This is a genomic window from Streptomyces sp. GL_140 (assembly GCF_057834465.1).
Genome location: NZ_CM174404.1, coordinates 6,154,165 through 6,172,401 on the forward strand (window position 1 = coordinate 6,154,165; position 18,237 = coordinate 6,172,401).

General features: G+C 69.0%; 23 protein-coding genes. 1 reads left to right on the forward strand and 22 read right to left on the reverse strand.

Annotation, left to right across the window (positions count from 1 at the left end; all coding sequences use genetic code 11):
• Positions 1-8: 8 nt before the first annotated feature.
• The 14 genes from AC3IYJ_RS28985 to AC3IYJ_RS29050 form a co-directional block, all read right to left on the reverse strand.
• Positions 9-788: a peptidoglycan recognition protein family protein gene (locus AC3IYJ_RS28985; RefSeq protein ID WP_489397472.1), complete on the reverse strand. Its 780-nt coding sequence runs from the start codon at positions 786-788 to the stop codon at positions 9-11.
• Between the two features lie 64 nt (positions 789-852).
• Positions 853-1,335 carry a hypothetical protein gene (locus tag AC3IYJ_RS28990; RefSeq protein WP_489397473.1) on the reverse strand — a complete coding sequence of 161 codons (483 nt, stop codon included), beginning with the start codon at positions 1,333-1,335 and terminating at the stop codon, positions 853-855.
• 9 nt (positions 1,336-1,344) lie between these two features.
• The gene (locus AC3IYJ_RS28995; protein ID WP_489397474.1) at positions 1,345-4,053 is read right to left on the reverse strand and encodes a hypothetical protein; all 2,709 of its coding nucleotides are present in this window, start codon (positions 4,051-4,053) and stop codon (positions 1,345-1,347) included.
• A gap of 9 nt (positions 4,054-4,062) precedes the next feature.
• Entirely contained in the window at positions 4,063-6,684 is a 2,622-nt protein-coding gene (locus tag AC3IYJ_RS29000; RefSeq protein WP_489397475.1) for a phage tail protein, read from the reverse strand.
• Positions 6,685-6,828: 144 nt separating this feature from the next.
• Positions 6,829-7,302 (reverse strand): hypothetical protein, encoded by a 474-nt coding sequence (locus tag AC3IYJ_RS29005; RefSeq protein WP_489397476.1) that lies wholly within the window; start codon positions 7,300-7,302, stop codon positions 6,829-6,831.
• On the reverse strand, positions 7,299-7,757 hold the full coding sequence (locus AC3IYJ_RS29010; protein ID WP_489397477.1) for a phage tail tube protein: 459 nt from the start codon (positions 7,755-7,757) through the stop codon (positions 7,299-7,301). Before AC3IYJ_RS29010 ends, AC3IYJ_RS29005 begins: the two co-directional genes overlap by 4 nt.
• A 73-nt stretch (positions 7,758-7,830) precedes the next feature.
• A complete protein-coding gene (locus AC3IYJ_RS29015) occupies positions 7,831-8,253 on the reverse strand; it encodes a minor capsid protein (protein WP_489397478.1) in 423 nt (140 codons plus the stop codon).
• Entirely contained in the window at positions 8,246-8,599 is a 354-nt protein-coding gene (locus tag AC3IYJ_RS29020; RefSeq protein ID WP_489397479.1) for a hypothetical protein, read from the reverse strand. Before AC3IYJ_RS29020 ends, AC3IYJ_RS29015 begins: the two co-directional genes overlap by 8 nt.
• Positions 8,596-8,916 carry a hypothetical protein gene (locus AC3IYJ_RS29025; RefSeq protein ID WP_489397480.1) on the reverse strand — a complete coding sequence of 107 codons (321 nt, stop codon included), beginning with the start codon at positions 8,914-8,916 and terminating at the stop codon, positions 8,596-8,598. The genes AC3IYJ_RS29020 and AC3IYJ_RS29025 overlap by 4 nt, the downstream gene beginning before the upstream one ends.
• A complete protein-coding gene (locus AC3IYJ_RS29030) occupies positions 8,913-9,329 on the reverse strand; it encodes a hypothetical protein (protein ID WP_489397481.1) in 417 nt (138 codons plus the stop codon). Before AC3IYJ_RS29030 ends, AC3IYJ_RS29025 begins: the two co-directional genes overlap by 4 nt.
• 10 nt (positions 9,330-9,339) lie before the next feature.
• Positions 9,340-9,846 carry a hypothetical protein gene (locus AC3IYJ_RS29035; RefSeq protein WP_489397482.1) on the reverse strand — a complete coding sequence of 169 codons (507 nt, stop codon included), beginning with the start codon at positions 9,844-9,846 and terminating at the stop codon, positions 9,340-9,342.
• Positions 9,846-10,022, reverse strand: coding sequence for a hypothetical protein (locus AC3IYJ_RS29040; RefSeq protein ID WP_489397483.1), 177 nt, complete (start codon positions 10,020-10,022; stop codon positions 9,846-9,848). Before AC3IYJ_RS29040 ends, AC3IYJ_RS29035 begins: the two co-directional genes overlap by 1 nt.
• 1 nt (position 10,023) lies before the next feature.
• Positions 10,024-11,223 carry an SU10 major capsid protein gene (locus AC3IYJ_RS29045; protein WP_489397484.1) on the reverse strand — a complete coding sequence of 400 codons (1,200 nt, stop codon included), beginning with the start codon at positions 11,221-11,223 and terminating at the stop codon, positions 10,024-10,026.
• A 14-nt stretch (positions 11,224-11,237) separates the two neighbouring features.
• Positions 11,238-11,921 (reverse strand): hypothetical protein, encoded by a 684-nt coding sequence (locus AC3IYJ_RS29050; RefSeq protein ID WP_489397485.1) that lies wholly within the window; start codon positions 11,919-11,921, stop codon positions 11,238-11,240.
• A gap of 64 nt (positions 11,922-11,985) precedes the next feature.
• On the opposite strand from AC3IYJ_RS29050, the gene AC3IYJ_RS29055 reads away from it, so the two are divergent.
• A complete protein-coding gene (locus AC3IYJ_RS29055) occupies positions 11,986-12,249 on the forward strand; it encodes a hypothetical protein (protein WP_489397486.1) in 264 nt (87 codons plus the stop codon).
• On the opposite strand, the gene AC3IYJ_RS29060 is transcribed toward AC3IYJ_RS29055, so the two are convergent.
• The 8 genes from AC3IYJ_RS29060 to AC3IYJ_RS29095 all read right to left on the reverse strand — a co-directional run bounded on the left by AC3IYJ_RS29060 (position 12,246) and on the right by AC3IYJ_RS29095 (position 18,200).
• Positions 12,246-13,370 (reverse strand): phage minor capsid protein, encoded by a 1,125-nt coding sequence (locus AC3IYJ_RS29060; protein ID WP_489397487.1) that lies wholly within the window; start codon positions 13,368-13,370, stop codon positions 12,246-12,248. The genes AC3IYJ_RS29055 and AC3IYJ_RS29060 overlap by 4 nt on opposite strands.
• A complete protein-coding gene (locus AC3IYJ_RS29065) occupies positions 13,321-14,907 on the reverse strand; it encodes a phage portal protein (RefSeq protein ID WP_489397488.1) in 1,587 nt (528 codons plus the stop codon). The genes AC3IYJ_RS29060 and AC3IYJ_RS29065 overlap by 50 nt, the downstream gene beginning before the upstream one ends.
• A complete protein-coding gene (locus tag AC3IYJ_RS29070; RefSeq protein ID WP_489397489.1) occupies positions 14,907-15,056 on the reverse strand; it encodes a hypothetical protein in 150 nt (49 codons plus the stop codon). The genes AC3IYJ_RS29065 and AC3IYJ_RS29070 overlap by 1 nt, the downstream gene beginning before the upstream one ends.
• Entirely contained in the window at positions 15,053-16,330 is a 1,278-nt protein-coding gene (locus AC3IYJ_RS29075) for a PBSX family phage terminase large subunit (RefSeq protein WP_489397490.1), read from the reverse strand. Before AC3IYJ_RS29075 ends, AC3IYJ_RS29070 begins: the two co-directional genes overlap by 4 nt.
• Positions 16,317-16,856, reverse strand: a complete 540-nt coding sequence (locus AC3IYJ_RS29080) for a hypothetical protein (RefSeq protein WP_489402958.1) — start codon at positions 16,854-16,856, stop codon at positions 16,317-16,319. Before AC3IYJ_RS29080 ends, AC3IYJ_RS29075 begins: the two co-directional genes overlap by 14 nt.
• A 30-nt stretch (positions 16,857-16,886) precedes the next feature.
• The gene (locus AC3IYJ_RS29085; protein WP_489397491.1) at positions 16,887-17,294 is read right to left on the reverse strand and encodes a hypothetical protein; all 408 of its coding nucleotides are present in this window, start codon (positions 17,292-17,294) and stop codon (positions 16,887-16,889) included.
• Positions 17,295-17,404: 110 nt separating this feature from the next.
• Entirely contained in the window at positions 17,405-17,668 is a 264-nt protein-coding gene (locus AC3IYJ_RS29090; protein ID WP_489397492.1) for a hypothetical protein, read from the reverse strand.
• Between the two features lie 295 nt (positions 17,669-17,963).
• Positions 17,964-18,200 carry a hypothetical protein gene (locus AC3IYJ_RS29095; protein ID WP_489397493.1) on the reverse strand — a complete coding sequence of 79 codons (237 nt, stop codon included), beginning with the start codon at positions 18,198-18,200 and terminating at the stop codon, positions 17,964-17,966.
• Positions 18,201-18,237: the final 37 nt, after the last annotated feature.

The following is an 18,237-nucleotide window of genomic DNA, read 5'->3' on the forward strand; positions in this document are numbered from 1 at the left end:
GAGGTCTCCTAGTTGGTGAGGCGTGCGGCCTGAACGTCCGCGACGGCGTTGGCGATGGCGGCGACCTGCTCCGGGGTGAGGCCCGTGGTCTCCAACGCGGCGACCTTCGTGGTCAGCGCGGCCACCTGGTCGGACAGGACGGCCACCCGCTTGCTCGCGGTGACCAGGTAGCCGTACGCGTCGATGGGTTCGCCGGTGCCCTTGTAGGACCAGAGCTCGTTCGGGGTTGCCATGTCGTCCTCCTGGGACGGGTCGGGGGCGCCGGTCGCGCGGGCGACGATGCCCGGGAAGACGATCTTTTTGAACTGCTGCACGCGGGCGTCGCCGGGGCAGTCCGTGCCGGACACGGCCCATGCCGTGTGCAGCCGGTGGTGGCCGTATCCGGGGTCGTCGGCGGTCTGGCACACCCGCAGCGGGAGGCCGTGTTCCTGGTGGAGCCACACGCCGAGCCGGATCAGCTGCTCGACCTGCTCCGGTGTCCACGGGTCGGTGGCGTCGTCGTTCGAGGCAGTCTCGATCGATACCGCGCCGGTGCCGTCCGGCCGAAGGTTGGCTCGGTAGTTGGCATCAGCCCTGGTCTGGGTGCCGATGTACTGGCCGAGTGAGCCGTCGTAGTCGAGGCCGAAGTGACTTTCGAGGTTCGTCGAATCGCGCCAGTAGGCGTAGATCCGATTCTCGTCCCACGGGGCTGCGACGGAGTGCATGATGAACTGCGTCGGTCGAATTGCGGGCTGGGAATCGGACTCCGGTTGGAGCTCCATTTTCTCGGCGCCTGGGTACCAGGCCATGACACCTCCAAGACATGACAAAAGCCCCGGGCCATCAGGCTCGGGGCGGTGGGTGGCGGGGTGGCTACGCAGGCTTGTACACGAGGCAGATGGACAAGTTGTCCGTGTTGCCCCAGGTGAAGGGTCGAGTGGCGTTCCACTCGCCCGGCGTCGCGCCGCTCGCGGCGGTCGACGACAGGGCCATGGCGAAGCTGTCGCCGGACAGGACGCGCGAGACCCCCGGGTAGTAGGCGCCGCCGGGGTCGAGGGCCAGGGCGCTACCGACGTACGACATGCTGGAGCTGGCCAGCGAAGCACACGCGAAGGGCAGCGCGAACCTGAACTGGCCGCCACCCCACGTTGTAGTGCTCCCGCCCACCAGCGAGGCCCTGACGTGGCAGAGGCCGCCGTCCAGCGCGTACTCGCCGTCGAGAGTGCCATTGCCGAGAGAGACCGCGGCGCCGGTCGAGGACGTCCAGGTGGGCGTGTACGGCGTCCAGATTGCGCTGATCGCGTTGAGGCGGGCTGCGGTGGTCCGGAGTCCGGCGACCCATCCTGTGTACGCCATGGCGCCTCCTCAGTAGCTGATGATTGGGGCCTGGTCGAGGCGAACGTCCGCGCTGGCGGACTGCGCCTTGACGATCGAGTTGATCGAGCGGGTCACGGTGAACGTCTGCGGGCTGGCCGCGCCCGAGATCGCGGTCACCCGCATGACCTCGCCGCCGACCTCGATGTCGACAGGGAGCTCGGCGCCCGAGGTGGACCACAGCGGTGCGCCCACGGTTGCAACCGACAGGGACGTCGCGGTCGACGTGACGCCCGAGGCGAGGGTCGAGCCGTCGGTGTCGGCCCGGCCGGTGACGAGGTCGTCGACCACGGCCACGGTCCACGGGCCCGCCGGCGAGCATGCCAGCGTGACTGTCCACTCGAACGTCTTCAGCTCTTCGTCGCCGCCCTCGACCATCAGATCGAGAGGGCCAGGTGGAAGCCACGCAGGCAGACCGGTGATGCGGATGATGTCGCCCGGCTGGAGCGCGGCCACCGCCGGGATGAGTGTTGGGAATTTGTGCAGGTAGATCCGCACGCTCGGATACCGGGCCTCATCCCAGGTGCCTCGATGTAGCAGCCAGTGGGCAATGTCCTCGCACTGGCCGTCAGAGGCCAAACTCATGGTCTGGGAGTCGTCATAGGTGCCGACACCTGACGGCGGGGCCGCAGTCGACAGGGAACCGCTTGTCAGGACGGCCCGCGCGGACGAGCCGCCAACGCGGCTCACGGTGCGGTCGTTGCGAAGGTGCCGGTCATCGTCGACCGGTTTCAGCGGCGGCGCGAGCTGCGCGTAGGGGATGGTCAGCCTCGGGGTCTGGCTGTACAAGGTGGTGCGGCCCCGGTAGATAAGGCCCGCCCGTTCCCGGTCCTCGTACAGGATCCCGCCATCCGAGGTCTCGCATTCGCCGAGCAGGGTTAGGAGGGTTTCAGAGCGTTGGGGGCCCATTTGGGTCGGGGCGGTCCCGGCAATGGCTGGCACGTTCTCCTCGGTGGCCAGCCTGCGGAATCGGGCGGCTGCGGTTTCGCCGAACCAGCCGTCATCGGCACGGTCGTAGACGGATGTGTTCGAGCTGGCGAACACTCCGAGGTGGCCGAGGCGCACGTCGGCCGCGAGCGCGCCGAACGAGGTGCCGATCGTGGTCACGGTTCCTGCGGTCGCGGCGATGGTGGTGTCGTTTCCGAAGCCGCCCCCCGACACGTCGACCCAGCCGATCCGGTACCGGGTGTTCCCGCCCGTCTGCTCGGCGTTGATCTCCAGACGGGTCCAGGCGCCATGGAATCCGAAACCAGTGGTTACCGAAGGCACGCTGAACAAGCTCGCGCCGGTGCTGGAATATCCGTCGAGGGAGAGGCTGCCGTTGTCGACGGTGAGGACGACGCGAGCGGCAGTTCCCGTGGTCGCGAAGTCCATGAGGACGGTGGGCGAGGCGGGCGGGGTCGCCCAGTAGAAGACACAAGCAACGAGCCACTGTCCCGTAGCGGTGTGGGCCGGGACCACGCCGAGCATGCTGGCAGATGCCGTGATGCGGGGAAGCGGCGCGGATCCGAGGAGTGTGTTGTCTGCGGCGAACTCGAATCCGGATACGGCCAGCGGTGACACGGCCGGCAGTGGCGAGTAGGCCTGGAGGGCAGACCGGCCGTCCTCCAGCGGCCAGTAGGCGACCGGAGCCCCTACCGTGGGGATCCTGCGCCGCAGTGGCGAGGCCAGGGCTTTCGCGCCTTGGCCGAGGCGCCGCAGGATGCCGGCCGCCTCAACGGGGGTGGTGACGTCGTGGCCGCCCGCACCCCACTGTGGTGTCCATGAGGATGCCTCCAGGACGGCGCGGATACGGCGGGAGGTGATTTCCGCGCCGTTTCCGACGGTCCATGTTCGTCCGGCTGGGTCAGCAAACGTAGTGGTGCCGCTGGCCTGCGCGCTGAACACCGGGTTGGCGACAGCAGATCCGCCGATCCCGTTGCGGATCTCGATGGAGTGGTACTGGCGGGAGGTGGCCGCAAGCGTGGAGGTGGCGATGTCCCCCACTTCCACAACAGCGGTCGAGTTGAAGATTGATGTGGTGCCGGCGGTGGTGACGGTGCTGGTGCCGAGCTGTACCCAGGGGTCTGCCATGGTGGGCGCGGTGTAGAAAACGACGGTGTAGCCGCCGCTTCCGTTGTTGACGTCCAACGTGGCCCGGAGGGCTCCGCGCTCGCCGGGGCCGAACGGTACGGGCTGGCTAGAGGTGGCGTTGGCGGTAGTGGTCCCGTCGGTGGACCACCGGAACTCGGCCACCCCGTCCTCGTGGAGCCACAGCAGCCATGAGCGCTGATTCGCGGTGGTGTTGTACTTGCCCAGGACGCCAAAGCTGTTGGCGCTGCTCGCTCCTGCCCAATGGGCTGGAGTGAGATCGGCACGGACGTCGATGTCGCCCACGATGTCGAGGGTTGCCGCGTCGGGAGTGGTCGCGCCTCCTCGGACCCCACTCGGGATGACAAGCCCCACGGTTCCGCCACCGTGCGTAAGGCGCACGGGCGTGTTGCGGCCCAACTGCCCGAAATACGGGCTGCCCGGGTTCCGGGAGCTGTACTTGCCGTCAGGGTTGCGGAGTGCGAACGAGGCTGCCGCAGGGTCCGTTTGGGACCCTTCCCCGCGACGGCCCCAGCTGTACCGGATTGCGCCCGCGTGGAGGGCATCGTTGGTGACGTCCGTCCACGTGCCGGCGATCTGGAGCTCGACGCGGGCGTCGGGTACTGACATGCGGGCCTCCTAGCCGAAAGCGGTCTGGACGGACCCGCGCCCATCAACCTGGACAATGCGGCGGATCAGGGCCTTGAAGGCCTCTGGTCCTTCGAACTCGATGATCGTGCGAGGCTGCCCCCCACCTCCCTGAAGGCCGCCCGCGCCCGCTGGGCCGAGGGCCATCCCCGGCAGGGCGCCCGTGAGGCCGCCGAGCTGCTGCTGAAGCGCCGGAGTCTGCGCGGTGATGCCCCGCTGGAACCCCTCGATGATGCTGCGGCCGGCGGGGGTAAGGATCCGGGCATCGACATCAGCCGGCCCTTTCCAATCGGGCAACATGCCTGTAATGCCACTGAGCGTGGACCTGATGGATCCGATCTTCGACCGGATGCCTTCGATGAACCCGCTGATCAGGCGGGCGCCCGCGTTCCACAGGATGCTGCCGAGGTCACCAAGGGCGTTCTGGGCGGCGCTGGGGATCCCACGGATCCAGTCCACGAACTCGTTCTTCTTCTGCCGGACCGAGTCCATCATCCGGCCGCCAGCCTCCTGGACGCGGTCCCACAGTGCGCCCGCGAGTCCGGCGAGCGCCGAGCCAGCGCGGCCGGGGAGCTCAATGAACGCTCGGACGAAGAAGTCGAGGACGCCACTCAGCATGCTCTTCGCGGCGTCCCACGCTCCGCTGAAGTCGCCCTTGAGGAGCGCCACGATGGCTTCGATGGCGGGCAGGACCACGGTGTTGATGACCCGGCCGAGCTCACCAGCGAACATTTCGGCGAGTTTGCCGATCCAGCCAATGACGGTGATCAGCATTGGTGTCATGTCGGTCAGGACTTTCGCGACCAGCAGCACCAGCTGTGCGATGACCGGAGCCAGCGCCACCATCAACTGCGCGAAGATCCCGGCGAGCTGCGTGATGACCGGGGCGAGTGCGCTGATCAGCGCCGACAGGATCGGCAGGATGGCCTCGGTGAGCGTCATGAACGCGTCGAGGATCGGTTCCAGGACCGGGATCAGAGCGGCCAGGATCGGCGTCAGCGCGGACATCAGGACACCCGCGAGCTGCGCGACCAGCGGGGCCAGCATTTTGAAGACGTTCGCGACCAGTTTGAGGATCGGTGTCAGCGCAGGCAGGAGCCCCACGATCAGGCTCGCGAACACCGGGATCAGGGGGCCGACCGCGTCGAGGAGCGCGCCGACAGCCTCCGCGGCGGCCTCCAGGACGGGGCCGAGTGCGGCGATGATCGGGCCGAGGGCGGCCCCGAGGATCTCGATGAGCCGCTGGACGGGCGGACCGAGCGCCGTGAACACCGGGGCGATGGCCTTGAGCGCGGTGATGAGGAGCGGGCCAACGGTTTGGGCGAGCACCGCCATCGTCCCGTAGATCGCCTGGAGAGCGCCCTGCACGGCGGGGCTGGCGAAGGCCTCCGCGATCGCCCCGGTGATCTGGGTGAGGACGCCGAGGAAGTCGCCGCCGGTGGTACGGGCGGCAGAGAAGACGGACCCCACAATCGAGCCGACGTTGCCGACGACGTCGAAGAGCTGCTTGAAGACGGTGATCGCGTCCTCGATGGCCTGCTGCATCTTGTTCGACGCGAACGCCTTGTCCAGGCGGCCGGAGAGGGTGTTCAGGCCGGCGCCCGCGGCTTCGGTGAGCCGGGCGAAGCTGGGCGCGGCTGCTGCAGCGACCTGGCCCAGGGCCCGGACCACGAGCCCGGGGGCCTGCGACAGGTTGGCGAGGCCTTCGTTTGCCCCCGAGAGGGCTTTGCCGAGGGTGCCGTTGCGGCTCATTTCGATGGCCGCGTCACCGACGCCCTTGGCCATGAAGTTGAGGGTGATGCCGGTCTCTTTGAGCTGGGACTTGAGGATCGGCAGGGTGGTCTTGCCCAGGTCGCGGAGGACCGTGTCCAGGTCGCGGAACATTTCCTGCTGCACGGTCTGCTGAATGCTCTTCAGCTGGGGCTGGAGGGTGCGGACCTCGCGCGCGAAAGCACGGGCAGACGGTGCGAGGTTCTTGATGGCCTCCTCGAAGGCCTGCGGGTCCGAAGGGTCCATCGCGGCCTTGACCGCGTCGCCCACACCCACCATGCCCAGCTTGAGCGCGCCCGTCGCCAGCTTGAGAGCCACAAGCCCGGACACGGCGACCAGAGCCGCCGGGGCGATCTGGACCACCGTCGCGGCCAGCCCGGCCACCAGCGGCCCGGCCGCGCCAATCGCGGCGCCGACCTTCGCGAAGGACATCGCGACGCCACTGATGCGACCCGCCATGGAGCCGAGCCGGTCGGTGTCGATGTTGATGTTGCGCAGGCTGCTCACGGCCCGGCCGAGACGCGCCCCGAGCGAGGTTCCCAGATCGTCGGCGGCGCGCGCCAGCGCCCGGAAGCGCATGGCCATGGTGCGGGTCTCGACCTCGACGACCGCCGCAGTCTCCGAGGTCTGCGTGGAGACGTCCTCCAGGCCCTCTTCGACAGTCCCCAGGGCCTGGTTCATCACGGAGGCTTCGGCAACGAAGTGCCCCGCAAGGTTGCGCAGGCGGCCGGCCGCGTCAACGGTGAATCCCTGGGCGGCAAGTTCCGCGCGGGCGAGGCCGCGGGTCCAGTCGGAGGAGTCCGCGCGGACGTAGCCGACGAGTTCACCGACGGTCATGGCCATGGGGTGCCGCCCTTCGTGGTCAGCTGCGAAGGGCAGCGCGGATCAGGGCGTCGTCATCGATGACCGAGAGGTCGTCGGCCGCGACCCGCCTGAACATGGCTTCCGGGGAGAGACCGCAGACGAGGTGCCAGAACTCGCGCTCGCCTAGGTGCGGGATCGCGCCCGCGGGGATCCCGTACTCGCGGCGGAAGTCCGCGACGATCGCCCACCAGTGGTTTTGGACTGCGATCGCCGTGCGGCTCGGTTCCCGACGAGCGCGGCCGCTGCTTTTCCCGGGTCGTCGCTGGTGACGAGCTGGAATGCGTCGCCGAACTCGACGTCGGTCTTGCCGTTGCCCTGCATGTAGCCCCACATCAGGGCGGTGAGCAGGCCGATGGCGCCCATGCCGTTTTCGACCCACTGCTCGAACACGCCCTCGCCGTAGAGCAGGCCGACGGCGTCACCGAAGTCGGAGATCTCCGACTCGGCGCCGAGCGTGGAGAACAGGGCGGCGAAGTTGAGCGGGATGTCCGAGGGGACCGGGACGGTGACGCCCTCGATGATCTCGGTGCGGGCCCCGAAGGCCTCGGCCTTGAAGTCCTCCCAGGACTGCGCCTTGGTGGCGCGAGGGGCCGTCACGACTTGACCGCCGTGGTGCTCGGGCCGGACCTCGTGAATGTCGCTGACCACGACACTTCGTCGTTGTTGCCGCCACCCTGGTCGCCGAGCGTGATGCGGGCCTTGGTGAACACCACCCAGGACGTGTCGTCCTTGTGCGCGTACCGGAAGCCGGTCAGCGAGTCCGGACCCAGTCGCTCGTTCATGCCCTCGACGATGGTCTGACCAGGGTCGAGGGCGAAAGTCACCGGGTCCCGCAGCCGGAACCCTTCCAGCTGCACGCTCTTCCCGATCTGCATCTTGTACGACTCGGACTGGCCCAGGGACCCGAAGGTGGTGACGTCGGTGGTCTCCTCCTCCTCGCTCTTGGTCCACGTGTTGATCGCACCGATCGCGATATCCACCCACGTGCCGGGTGCGTTGTAGTCCTCGATTTGAAAACGCGCGTCGCGCGCGTTGTACGTGTTCACTGCCATGGCTGTGTCTCCTCCGGGCATGGCGAGGAGCCCGCCGGCAGTGCCGTACGGGCTGAAGGAAAGGGGGGTGGGGTCAGACGCGGTGCGCGGTCACGCTGCGAACACGCATCCGGCAGTTGCAGACGTGCTCGTGGCGCCGGTTTTCGTCCGTGCCGAGACCAGCCACGGCCTGGTTCGCGCGGGAGAGGAGCAAGTACGTGCCGTCGGGCAGGGTGGTTTCGCCAAGGCCGTGGAGCTCTGAGCGGATGTCCTGGCAGAGGTCACGGCTTACGCGCGGGTCGGTAGTGCCACGAACCTTGACCTGCACGGGTACCTCGTCGTAGCCGAGTTGGCTGTCGGCCTCGGCGCCGTCGTCGTAGATGGTTAGGACGATGCAGACGTCCGGGGTGGACGGCTTGGCTTCGAGGAAAATGCTGCCGGTGACGCCGGTCTCGTCGTAGACGCCGAGGCCCTGAGCGGCCAGATGGCGGGCCAGACCGTCGAGGAGGCTAGCCACGCAGCCACCTCCGCAGGGGGACCGCCATCAGCCGGAGCATGACGTCCTTATCCCTGTTGAGCGGGATTTCCAAATATTTCGCCATGCGGCCCGGCAGGTGCTTGTAGTCCAGGTTCTCGTGCTGGATCCGGGCGTACACGGTGTCGTACGTGACGGCTCCGTTGAGGCCGTCGCGGGTCACGCGCCCACTGCGCTCAAGTGTGCCCTCGTCCAGCGGGACCAGCTTCCGCGACTCAAAGAGGAGATGCTCCAAGGCCTTCTGGAGACCCTCCTCGGCCGCCGCCTGCCCCCGCCGGGACGCTCCGAGGCGGCCGCCCTGCCAGCTCATGCGCGCGTACTGGCTCACGTGCAGGTCACCTCCCGGTGGTCCGGAGTCGGCAGGCCGGCGCCCGCGTAGAGGGTGGAGGTGATGACCGAGGCGACCCGCCCAGAAGGCAGCGTCACCCGCGACTCGGGCGGGCAGGCTTGGGTGGGAAACAACCAGACCCTCGTGGCCGTCGAGGTGATCTCCTCGCCGTCCTTGGTCCGGGCCGTGCGGGTCGTCTCCTCGACGTAGGCCCGCGCGGTGACGGGGGCCGCGTACTGGGGTCCGTACGCCGATTCGCCGGTGTACGCCTCGATGGTGATCGTGTAGCGGAGGAGCCAGCCGGGGATGGTGCTCACCAGGCCACCGCCCCGAGCTGGATCCGGTCCGGGGTGAGGTCCGGGGCCCGGAGCGCGTCCCACACTGCGGGGGCGATCTGCCGGGCCGGGGAGTCGTCGCCGGACACGGCCGTGACGGACCGGCCGAGGTTGACCGAGCCGATCTGCGCCGAGCCGTAGCCCACTCCGGCCGCCCCGACGGTGTCGCCGACCTCGACGCCCCATTGGGCCTGCGCGCACACTGCGTCGGCGAATGCGGCTGCGACCACGGTGTCCGTGGGGAGGCCGGTGTCGCCGACGGCGTATGCGCAGAGCCGGAACACCTGCGCGTCGAGCATCTGGCTCGCGCGAGCAAGCCGGGAGTCGATGTCCGCAGGGGCGTCCGCCCCCGTGTACGTCTCGTACTGCTCGGCGGTGGCGTAGATACGGGCCATGGGCCACCTCCTACGCGCTGGAGCCGATGATCACGATGTCGTACGTCACGGACGTGGAGCCCGCCGAGTTGGTGACCTTCAGGACGTCGCCGGTGGCCGCCGTGACCGCGTAGGTCGTGGCATCCGCCGCGCCCGCGAACAGCGCCACGCAGGCGCCCGGCCGCAGGGTGAGCGTGCCGGTGGCGTTCAGGGCAGTGATCCACGGGTTGGTGCCCGCGCCGACGATCACGTTGTTGGTGTTCCCGGCCGCCGCGGAGATGATGATCGCCTTGACCTTGGCGAACGTCAGCGTCGCCCCGTAGATGTCCACGAGGCTGCCCGCGAGGTCGATGTCCTCCGTCGCGGACGCGGTGAGCGTGCGCGTGTCCGCAAAGCGGAGGTCCGCCTTTCCGGCGCCGGTGCCGCTCGCCAGATAGGCGCCGTACCGCTTCGACATGCTGTCGGAGGCCGTGGACAGGTCCCCAGCCTTGGTGTAGATCCCGTCGACGGTCACGCCGACTGTGGTGGTCAGGGCCATCAGCCCTCCTCCTTCTGGGCCTTGGACGTGCGCTTGGGTTTGGTCTCCTCGACCACACGCCAGCCGGACGCCGGGTCGTCGGCGAGGGCCGCGTAGGCGGCTTCCGCGTCCGAACCGGGGACCGGCTGAACACTCTCGGCGATGTGGTCGCCGGAGCGTCGTTCGTAGATGGCCACGTCAGACCTTCAGGCCGGTCATGACGCCGTGGGCGCGCTCGGCCCCGTACTTGAGGCCGATCTCGCCGTACAGCTGTACGTCAGTGGACGCGCCGGTCTTGGCGAGCTCTTCCTCGAACATGACGCCCTTGCCGGGGACGTTGAGGAAGACGGGGGCGAGCTGCTCCAGGGACACGGCGAGGATGGTGTCCTGCGGGACGTGCCGGTCCATCATCAGGTTCAGCGTGCCGAAGTCCGAGACGATGGTCTGGACGTTGACGCCGCCGACGGTGCGGGACGTCTCCGTGTACTGACCGTACGCCGAGGAGTACGCCTTGGTGATGGCGCGCTTCTGGATGCTGTTGCACAGGAGCGTCGCGGTGGCCTGCTCGGACATGCCGCCGTTGTCGTAGGCGAGCTGGATCAGGTCCGACACGTGGTCGGACGTGAGGGTCGTTGCCCAGGGCTTGTTGTACGAGATGCCCGTGGCGGTGCCCAGGGTCAGCGCGGCGCCGCCGGACGTGGTCGCGACCTTGAAGGTGTTCGTCGCGCTGGAGACGACGTAGTAGACGCGGCCGGCGACGACGTTGGTCATGGCGTCGGTGATGACGAACACGATCTTGTCGCCGTCGGACATGCCGTGCGCCGTCGCGGTGACGGTGTCGGTGGCCGAGGTGGCGCCGGTTACGACGGTGGCCCGCGCGATCCGGTTGGTGGTGATGGCCTCCAGCAGACCGCGGGTCTTGCGGGCGGTCGCGTTGGTCGTCGGATTGCTGTAGCGCCCGTTGATGAACGAGAAGTTCACGTCCAGGGCGATGGACTTGAGCTCCTGCGCGATCTGCCAGTCCAGCTCGGTGGAGATCGGGTTGTCGCCGTCCACGGACCGGAACGGGGCGCTGCCAGGGGTGGCGAGCTGCCCGAACGCGGCCTGCTTGGTGTAGCTGACGGACACCTTCGACTGGTGGATCTGGGCCAGGTTGCGTACGTTCGCGCGGACCCGCTCCTCAGCGGTCGGCGCGGTCGCGCCTTCGACCTGGACCCGCTGAGCCGGGTCGCGGAGGTCGGAGGTCTGCCATTCGAACTCCACGGCCGTGGTCATGCCACCGCCGGTCAGACCGCCGATCGCGGACAGCAGCGGGGTGTCATCCGGGGTGAGCGCGAACAGCTCGCCGGCGTAGTTGGGAAGGTTGAAGGTCGTACCCATCCCGGTGATCCCGGCCATGGTGTCTCCTCAGGTCATGTGGTCGCGGCGCGTTGCCGCTTGAGTCGGATGGCGGTCGCAAAGTCCCGCCGTGCGGTCGCCTCGGCGATCTGCTTGTCGAGGGACGCGGGGGTCTCGCCGCCGGCCCCGTGGTCCGCGCCGGACCGGCCGGGGCTGCGGGGGGCGAGCTTGGCGAGCTTCTTCACCGCGGCCTTGATGGCGTCGGTGTCGACCTCGCCGTCCGCAACGAACCGCGAGGTGTCGATGAGCTCGGAGGCCTCACCGAGGTCGAGCCCGGCGGCCGCGGTGGCGGCCCGGAACTCAGCGGCGGCGAGCTTGGTGGCGTACTCGGCGGCGGCTGCCGTGCGGCCGGACTTCTCCGCCGCGGTGACGGCCTTCTCCTGCTCGGTCTGGCTGGCAGCCTTCAGGGCGTCCAGCTCTTCGCGGGCGCCCTTGTTCTCTTTGGCCCACTTCTCCCACTTGCGGGCCTCGGCCTTCCAGTCCGTGTCGTCACCGCCGGGGGCGGGGGCGGCCGGAGGTGTGGCCGGGGGCGTTGCGGGCGGGGTGCCGGGGTCACCGGCGGGCGGGGTGCCACCTGCGGCGCCGGCGCCCTCGTCGCTGCCACCCGCGATGACGTGGATCGGTCGGCCGTCCATGCGGTAGCCGAGGATCGCGCCTGCCGGGTGCGTGGCGAGGGTGTGCCTGAAAGGGGTGATCATGTGTGCTCCCATGCGGGTTTGCCCCGGCCGTGCGGCCGTAAGCGGTGCTGGATATCGTCCGCACATGACAGACGAAGCTGAGTTCGAGGAAGCGTTCCGGACCGCTGTGGGGCTGGTGAAGGCGTTCCTTCGCGAGGACACCAGCGGTGAAGCGGCCCTCTGGGAAATGTCGGAGGACAAGGACGGAGTGGTTAGGGCCCTGATGGCCCTTGCCAGCCGTGCCGTCGTTGAGGCTGCGGAGGGCAGCGAGGTCACTACCGACGAATGGCTCGACGTTGAAGCCGCGCTCTTCGAGGCGAGTGCCGAGGACGGCGAGGTCGAGGACTAGCGGGCGGCCCTGATCTGCTCGCGCGCGGGCTTGCGGCGGATGTCGTCGTGCGCGGCGACGTGCTCGCGCGCGGCCTTCTGCCAGTCGCGGATCTTGGCCTGAGCCTTGCGGCGGGCCTGCTCGTCCATCGAGGCAGCGGCCCGGCGTTTCCAGGAGCGGATGTGCCGCTCGATCTCCCGCTGCCGTTGGGTGTCCTCGTAGGTGGTGCCCGGCGTCGCATGGTGCGGCGGTCGGGTGGTCACCCCGGGCAGGTAGGCGCCAAGTGAGTGCCTGCAATTCGGGTGAAAGAGGCCAGCGGCGCGGGCCTCGATCAGTGACCCGGCGACGTGAACGGCGATCGTGCGGCCGTCGTCGTGCAGCTCATGCTGCGCCCGAACCGTGTGGGGCCCGGACTCGGCGCCGAGGGTGAGGATTTCGCCTTCCCAGGGCCGGCAGAGCGGGCATTCGAGCGGCGCGTCCGAGACGATGACGAGCCCGATTCGGATCTCGGCGAGCGAGTCGATATGGCCTTCGATCGCGGCGCGCGCCGTGACGGATCGGACGGCCATCTCCGCGTACGAGGCCATGTCCCAGTTGCGGCCGGACGAGTCGGTGAAGCCGGTGATGCCGCGGGCCGCGAACTGGTCGAGGGCCCGTTGTGAGGCGTCTCGGCGGGTGATGCCGGTAAGCAGTTGGGCTCCGGACACCCGGGCCACAATCGACCGGTAGGTGTCGACGACGGACCGGGTGATCCGTTGGTAGAGCGGGCGGGTGTCCTGCGCGTACGAGGCGGCGAGCCGGTCGACGGCCGGCGCATTGGGCAGGGCCCGCCGGGCGGCGAGCTCCCGACCGATATCCAGCGCTCCGAGCTCGACCACAGCGGCTTGCCGACCCCGGTTGTAGGCCGTAATCAGGGCTTCGGCAACCGCGCCCGTGGTGTCGTCCTGAAGTGCGGCCGAGATCTCCTCGACGGCGTTTCGCAGGTTGCCGATCGAGGCGAGCTTGAGTTCGGCCCACCGTGGGGAGTCGATGTCCGCCTCCAGCGCGGCGGCGAGACGCTCCAGGAGCACACCCTCGGCTGCGGCGTACAGCTCACGGACCCTGTGGGCCAGGTCCTCCGCCAGGGCTGGGGAAACCGGCATGGCCTCCCCCTTCCGCACCGGTCATGGCCGGGTCTGCAACGACCCGTCCGGCCTCGCCCTGGATTTTTTTGACCTCGGCCTTGACCTGGTCGTCGTCCCAGTCGGGGTGGATCATGCGGACGAGGGTGTCCGTGGACGCGGCCTCGGCCCGGCGCAGCAGCTCGGCGGCTGCGGCGATCTCGCCAGGGCTGTCGCTGATGGAGTCCTGGAACTCGACGTCCGGGGGTTCCAGGTCGAGCCCGGCGACACCGAACAGCGGCCCAGCCTCGACGGCGAGGAGCGCGGCCGTGATGTCGGCGACCGCGGGTTTCCAGTACAAGGCTTTGCGGGCGCGGGTGGCCATGCTGCGGCGTTCCCGGGCCCGGATCTCCGTTGCGGTGACCGCAGCCGCGTCACCGGTCGCCCCGAACGTCGAGGCGGAGTAGCCGGCCTGGCGTACGGCCTGCTCGACGAGTTCGGCGCAGGTGTCGCGGTGCTCAGTTACCCGGATCTGGAACTGGACGGGCGTAATCGGGTTGGGGTCGCCCGCCCTCGGGAGCATGTTCAGCCCGGAGTAGATCTCTTGGTCCTCGTCCCACGTGGCGCCCTGGCCGGGCCCGGCGGACTGGAGCAGGGCGTTGGCAACAACGATGCGGCTCTTGCCGTGCCGGACGTCCCGCATCCACGAGGAGTACGTCTCGTCCAGGGCGTCAAGGATGCCCTCGATGCCCTGAAAGTCGGACTGGCCCCAGTAGGCGGCGGACGGGATGTGTCGCCAGGCTCGCGCGGGGCGGACGTTGGGGATGTAGGCGGCGGTGAGGTGGTCGGGGGCGCCGGTTTCGATGCCGCCCTCGGCGTCAACCATGTTGGCGAGCGGGGCCGTCGCGGGGTGGTCTTCGAGGGGGACGGGGTGGCCGAGGCTGCCTGTACCGCCCTCGTACAGTCCGTGGTAGATGACACCGCGCTCGTGGCGCTCCAGGTGCCGCCAGACCCTGCGGTCGTTGGGGTCGTCGGAGGCGAGGAGCGTCCAGAAGGTGACGGCGCGCAGCCGCCCGTACGTGAACTCGGGGACCGCGCAGTCTGCGGCCACGGGAGCGATCCACGGTCGGTCGGCGACGTCTTCGTCCCACACGATGCGCAGGTACACGCCGCCGAGGGCCGCGCCGAGCTCGCCGGCCTCCAGCAGGGTGGGGTGCAATCCCTTCTCGACGAGCTCGTCGAGGCGGTCCTGCGTGGCCGTGCTCGCGCTGGTCAGCTTGGGGGGTTCGGAGAACAGCAGCTCGGAGGAGGTCCGGGCGATGTCCCCGGCGAGCGGCACGTGGAGCTTGGTGCGCTTCTGTCCGGCGGTGGTCGGGTTGCCCCAGAACCATCGGGCGAGGCGCCCCCGAACGCCCGTGGCGAACTGCGCCGGACGGTCCCCACTGCGGTAGCCGCGGCCTTCGTAGCGCTGCTCCAGCCGGTCGGGGTCGGCGGAGAACCAGGCGTCCCAGTCGGCCATCGCGGTCTGCACGCGCGAGTCTGTGGGCGGCCAGGCCTGATCTGCGGTGGGTAGGGGCATCAGGCACGCTCCCGTTCCATCAGCAGGTTGGCGATGGACAGCCACGAGCATGCGAGTTGGTCGAGGCGCTCCATGAGGGCCAGATTCGTTTCGGTCTCGGCAGCCTGGAGGATCCGGACGGCGTTGCTGATCGCCTGGTCGACGGTCACGCGGCCACCTCCAGCAGAGTCGGAATGTGCGGCCGCCACAGGGCCTCGGTCGTACGGACGCCGTACCGCAACGCATCGCAGCTGTGATCGTCGAGCTTGATGGGCTTGTCCTCGCCCTTCTCGGCGGCTTCGTCGTCCCACGAGTAGCCGGGGATCTCCTCGATCAACCCGCGCGCGGAGGTGTGGATCCGCAGCCGGTCCCCGGCGATGAGGGAGCCGACCGTCCGGATTCCGTCGAGGACGGTGTTGTCGGCTGGCATGACGCCGGACACGCCGTCTCGGTGAAGCTGCTCGATGTAGGAGGCGGCGGACGGGTCGACGATCGTCCACTCCGGCTGGACGCCGAGGACGTTGGTCTGCGGATGGGGCACGCCCTGGAGCCAGGCACGGCGTGCCCGGCTGTACTCGCTGTCGGTCTTCTTGCGGCGCTGGGCCCGGGAGTCCCACCGGTACTCGGACACGACGTACAGCCGGTTGTCGACGCCGAGGCCGATCAGGAGATCGGAGTAGGGGTTCGTCGTGCCGTAGTCGATGGCGTCGCACAGCCAGCGGGCGATGTGCGGGACCTCTGCGACAACGTGGCGCTGCTCGTCGAACGCGTCGTAGATCGCGCCCTCGGCCTGCACCCAGTGCCCGAGGATGTTCCGCCGGTAGAACAGGCCGGTGTAGGTCGACTTGAGCGCGGCGACGTAGGCGGGGTCGAGGAACGGGTTGTCATCGAGGACGAAGTGCCACGACGACAGCCGGGTCTCGGCGGCCCGCTTCAGGTAGTCCCGCTTCACCCAGTGCCCCGGGTTGTCCGGGTTGGTCGTCGCGAAGATCTGCGCGCCAGGGACGGAGCAGCGGGCGACGAGCTGGTCGAAGAACGCCTTCGGGAGGGTGGTCAGCTCATCGACGTAGGCGCCGGCGCAGGTCATACCGCGGACCTTGGGTTCGGCCTTGGCGTCGTTGGCGCCGATGACGTGGACGGCCCGGCCGAGGATGTAGGCGATGGGTGCGCCGTTGGTGTACTTGACCTGCTGCGCGAGCTCGCCGAACAGGTCGCTGTTCATCAGCGGGCCGATGATGTTGCGGTACAGGGAGTCGCGGGTCCGGCCGACCACGACGAGCTCGCCGCCGGTCGGTGCGTCGGCAACGTAGATCAGCCAGCGGAGCAGCGACGCGATGGTCTTCCCGGACCGGACCGAGCCCTCCCACAAGTTGATGCGGGCATCGGCCTGGACGATGGACAGGATCTGTTTGCGGGACAGGGGCAGGGCGTCAAGGAGACTCACCTTCGGCCTCCTCGCTGCCCTGGTCCTCCTTCACCGCCTCAGCCAGGCCCTGGAACAGCTTGCCGAGCATCGAGCGGGCGTCAGCGGCCCCGGAGTCTTCGGCCGGCGGGACGAGGCGTACGGACTGCGCGGCGGCGGCTGCGGCGGCGGCCATCAGCGACCGCTTGTCCGCGGCGAGCGGCTCGGGGATGTCCCGGCTGTTGTACGTGTGGTCCTTGCCGCCGAAGGAGTGGATTGTCGTCGGCTCCCACACCTGCGCGGACAGGGCGAGCGCGTCGTCGGTGAGGGCTTCGGCGAGGATGACTCGCTTCTCTTCCAGGTCCGCTTTGCGGGCTCGGGTGGCTTCCTCGGTGGCGGTACGGTCGAAGGCCAGGCCGAGGCGGGCGGCGTAGACGCTGATGGTGCGCTGGCTGCGGCCCATGGCGCGGCCGATCTCGTTCCGGCCGAGGCCCTGCGCGTGGAGGCGGCGGAGCTCGTCGAGTTCCTCGGTGGTGACCCTGGCGCCGTTGTACTGGTTGTCGCCCATCGCGGCCACGGTCACCACCTCCGGTTCATCTCAGGGGCAGGTCTCTTCGAGCTTGACCGTGTGGAACACGAGCTTCGTACTCGTGGCCGTCATCGTGCCGGCGGCGGGCGTCTGGGAGCAGACTTTCCAGTTGCGGTCGAGGACTTGGTGGCGACTCTGGCCGAGGGCGTCAGTGGAGCCGAGGAGGTAGAAGCCCACGGCCTGCGCGTTGTCCTGGGCAGCCTGGAGGACTTGACCGACCGCGTTGGGCACAGTGCCCTGAGCGGGCGCGGGGGCTGAGGCCTTGGGCGCCGCAGGCGTGCTGCTCGCGGGGGTTGGTGCGGCGGCCGGCGGGCTGCTGGGTGCGGGCCGGCCGGTGCTGGTGGCCTGCGGGTTGCACGCGGTGAGGGCGAGGACGCCGGCTGCGGCGAGGATGGTGATGCTGTGGTGTGTGCGCATCGCGTCACTGTGTCCGGGTACAGGCGTCTGTGTGGTGGCTGTGACTGACCTGTGACGCACGAAGGCCCCGCGTGTATTGGCGGGGCTCCGGGTGTGCTGGGCGTGGGGGTCTACTGGCGGCGGCGGAAGAGGCAGAGGAGCGCGGTGCGCTCGCTGCCCAGGGCCTTGCCTTCGGCGCCAGCCATGTTGGTGAGGTGCCAGCCCTGGCTTTCGATGCCTTCGATCTGCTCAGCCACGCCGATCATGGGGCCCGTACTGCGGCTGTTCGTGTTCGCTTCGATGATTTTGAAGGCGAAGACCTGGCGGCCAGCGGTGTATGCAGCGGCAGCTGCCTTGGCGGCGGTCTCGCCCTTGGCGTTGTTGATGAAGCCCATGATGCCCCCTGGTGCGGTGGTGGAGCCGCATCGTTGCACTGGGGGTGTGGGGGCGTCTGGCGTGTGACCGGTCTGTAACGCGCGAAAGCCCCGCGCGGTGGCGGGGCTTCGATGTCCAGGCACGCCGGACGTGAGGCCAGGATGGGGCACGGGCGCCGGTTTTGCAACTAGGTGCAGAAGAGCCCCGACCGTGTCAGCGCACGGTCGGGGCTCTCCGAGGATGGCCCCCTCGGCGGTGTGGGGCTCACGCTACGCCCGGGATGGCCGGTACAACACCCCTCGTGCGTGGCTCGATTCAGTCGATGGTCCCGGCGGCGATCTCGTCGCGGATCAGGTTGCGGTGCTCCTCGTAGACGAGGCGTGCCTCGTTGCTCGGGACCGCTCCGGTGTTGAGGCCGCACGCGCATGTAACCGTGGTCTCGTCTGTCGGTACCTGCTCGGCCCACATGGACCCTGGCTCCCAGTCGACGACCTTGCTGTGATTCTCGAAGCGGAGGTTGTGGCGGTACATGGGACTGTGCGGCTCGCTCATGCCGTCCATCATCGTTGCTCCGGTGAGGGCTTGGACT